A 3,164-nucleotide genomic window follows, 5' to 3' on the forward strand; every position below is an offset into this window, starting at 1 on the left:
CGCTTGGCTCCCTGCTGCTTGACTAGCGTAATCAATAAGGTCATTCCAACCATTTTCACCATCGACGATTGCTTGTACTCCGGCAAACGTATCGGCCCCTTGAGCTTGTACTGCACTGTTTACAGCACCGACATTGCTTGCATCAACGCCAGTGATCCCAGCTTGGGTGTAATCGGTTTCTGTGGGAACGCTTGCCCCAAAAATTGTTTTGGCGTGGTTAATGACATTTACCATGGTGCTAATGTCGGTCACCACGACTAATTGTGCGTCGTTTAGCCAAGCATTAAACTCGCTGACGTTACTGACATCTTGCGTTAAGCCTATGTTGTTATAATCCGTACCTTGAGGCGCTGTTGCAGTGATAGGATTGCCGCTATCTTTGGCATAATCATGGATAATTACATAACTGTTACCGAGATTTATCACAGAGCTATAATCAGACGCATTGCTCTGGTTAAGTGTTAATGAACGCAGTTCATTAACATGTTGTGCTGTTACATTATTGATACCGATAGCAGCAAAATCGGTATCCGAAGGTGCAGGATTTTGGTTTGAGTCTTTTATGTAGGAAAGGACGGTCCACCATTCGGCTATGTAGTCAAGCTCCATCCAGTCAACGCCGCTAACGGTGTTTGACGTTGCATCTATATCCGTGGTAGCAGAAATGCCATTATTATATTTAGCGTTCAAAGCGAAGCCTAATTGTCTTGGCCAACTCGCAGCTAAATGTTGATTATAACCCCCTTGAATTGAGCGTGAAAGAATAAACTCATCTACTTCAGCGCCGCCATTAGCAGTATTGAGTTTAAAGTTTATTTTAAATAAATATTTAAAATCTTGGTCATTGGTATATCGCAGATCCCCCGAGATTTCTGGATGGAGCGTGAAATATGCATGAGTATGCACTAAAGAGTCATCCAAATCCTTGTAGGCACGTACCCCATCTCTGTCATTGTCGGTATTAATGTAGTTTCTCAGCGCGGACAAATCTGACAGCGAGGGAGTGTCATTTAGCAACGCAATGTTAAGATCAGCGATACGATGTGAAAAATAGCCATCGTCTGAATTGGTTGCAAATCCTAGCGCCTGATAGTGTGCATCTGTAGGCTCTTGTGCCAATGGATTGCTAGAATTAGCCGCATATTGTTGGATATTAGTAAACTCGCCGAATAAGGTGAGTGAACCATTGGCGATAGCGCTAAGGAGTGACTGAGTAGTATCTACACTGACATCGGTCACTGTAACGTCAAATGAACGAGAATCGTTGGTTGTCTGAGTAAAGCTAGGATCGCTGTTACTGTATTGGACGGCTTCGAGTGCGGTTTGGTAATCACTGATAGAGGCATTGCCCGTTAGCGTCAGTGTGTTGGTGCTAGCATCGTAGCTGCCGACAATACTGGACGAGTTAGCCCCAAGCGCCAAGATTTCATTCGTTGTTGCGCCAGTCAGAGTGATTGTGGCACCACTGATGTCAGTCGAATCTATATCGGTGATGTTTACATTACTCAATAGTGCGGTAGATCCATCGCCTTTGACAAATGCCTTGTCTGGAGAATTAAAAGCAAGGCTCGGCGCATCATTGGCCGATGTGATAGTGATGGTCATGGTGGCTGTGCTGACCGAACTCTCGCCCTCATCATCAATCACATGGAAAGTAAACGAATCGTTTGATGTTAAATCTTGTGCTGGTTCATATTGAATGTTCGAAATATCAACGCGTGAAAACGTTTGTCCCTGAGTAATGGCGGTGCCCGCACTATATGTTAAGGTGCCGTCACTTGGAAGCATTTCAATAATAATGGCACTGTACTCGCTCGATTCTTCATCAGTGTAACCAAAATCGTTGGCGGTAAAGGTAAAGAGCGTATCTTCTATTACGGTGACATTACTGTTATTGGCGATAGGCAAATCATTGATCGAAGTCACGTTGGGCGTGCCGTTCACAGCGGTCGGGTTTTGTGTACCGTTGTCATCCACAGAAAGGGTGAATACGGGTAACGTCCCGGTGCTATTTAGCGTATCAAGCCCATCCTGAGTCAATGTTATCGAGTTGCCTGCAGCCAACTGATATGCCGTTGTTGGCGTTAATGTTGTGTTACCAATATCCCCTTCGCCTTTATCGTCCACGGTATAAGTGGCAATAACGGGGTTGACTCCGATGTTGGAGTCGTCTTCGGTTAAGGGTGCTGATAGCGTAAGGCTGATCTCAAGTTGGTCTTCTACACCAGTAATGTTGATTGTAGCGGTATAGTCAGCAGCACTTTCTATCTGCCCATCGTGATATTTAAACGTAAAGGTGGTATAGGGGCTGCCAAACTCGTTGTTAAAAAATTCAAAATGTAAATTCTCAGCTTGAAGATCAGACAAGGTGACATCAGTATTGGCGTTGATATCACTGTTTGATAGCGTTAATTTCCCTTTATTGGGTAGAGACGTGATGATAATTTTACTCAGGATATCACCATCGATATCACTGATTGAGAAGTCGGTGTCTTTGAATTTGATTTCGTTGCTGTCTTCGGCCGCTGTGACAGATACATCACTGCCTGTCGGCGCATCGTTAACATTATTCACGGTGATTGTAAAAGCGGATAAGCTATCCGTTAACCCGGCTGCGTCTTCGACAGTGATTGTGATGTTATTGTGAGCACCCACGTCATTTTGCTGAGGAATACCGTCTAATGTGCCATCTGTGCTGTCGAAAGTTAGCCAAGACGGTTTATTTTGAATCGAAAACGTTTTAGTTTCAGTACCATGTATTTCGTCAGGATCACCATAGGTTGGGGTGAACGTGTATCCGACTCCCTGGTTAATGTCCGCTGTAGGCATGCCGCTTATCGTTGGCGCATCATTGATGTTTATCACCTCAATTTCAAACGAATTCGACTGGGTAGTCACGTTTGAACTGTCAGTGACGTCGATAATAATATTGGAATAGGTAGCTACATCATTGTTTGTTGGCGTGCCGCTTAAGGTTTGGTTGTTTGAATCAAGGGTTAGCCAATTGGGTTTATTTTGAACGTTAAAGTTTAACGTATCGCCCATATCAACGTCATCGGCATTGAATAACAGAGTATAAAGCGCGTCCTGGTTCGTTTGACTTTGGCCAGTGATGTTGGCAATGGTTGGCGCATCATTTTGTGGGATGATGTCAATGGTAATCG

1 protein-coding gene is annotated in these 3,164 nt (G+C 44.3%); it reads right to left on the reverse strand.

Translation table 11 applies throughout. The features are described 5' to 3' along the window. A partial coding sequence (locus F8B77_RS17195; protein WP_151656881.1) for a putative Ig domain-containing protein occupies positions 1 to 3,164 on the reverse strand: 3,164 nt, incomplete at both ends.

This window comes from Aliivibrio finisterrensis, from assembly GCF_008933155.1.
Taxonomy (GTDB): domain Bacteria; phylum Pseudomonadota; class Gammaproteobacteria; order Enterobacterales; family Vibrionaceae; genus Aliivibrio; species Aliivibrio finisterrensis.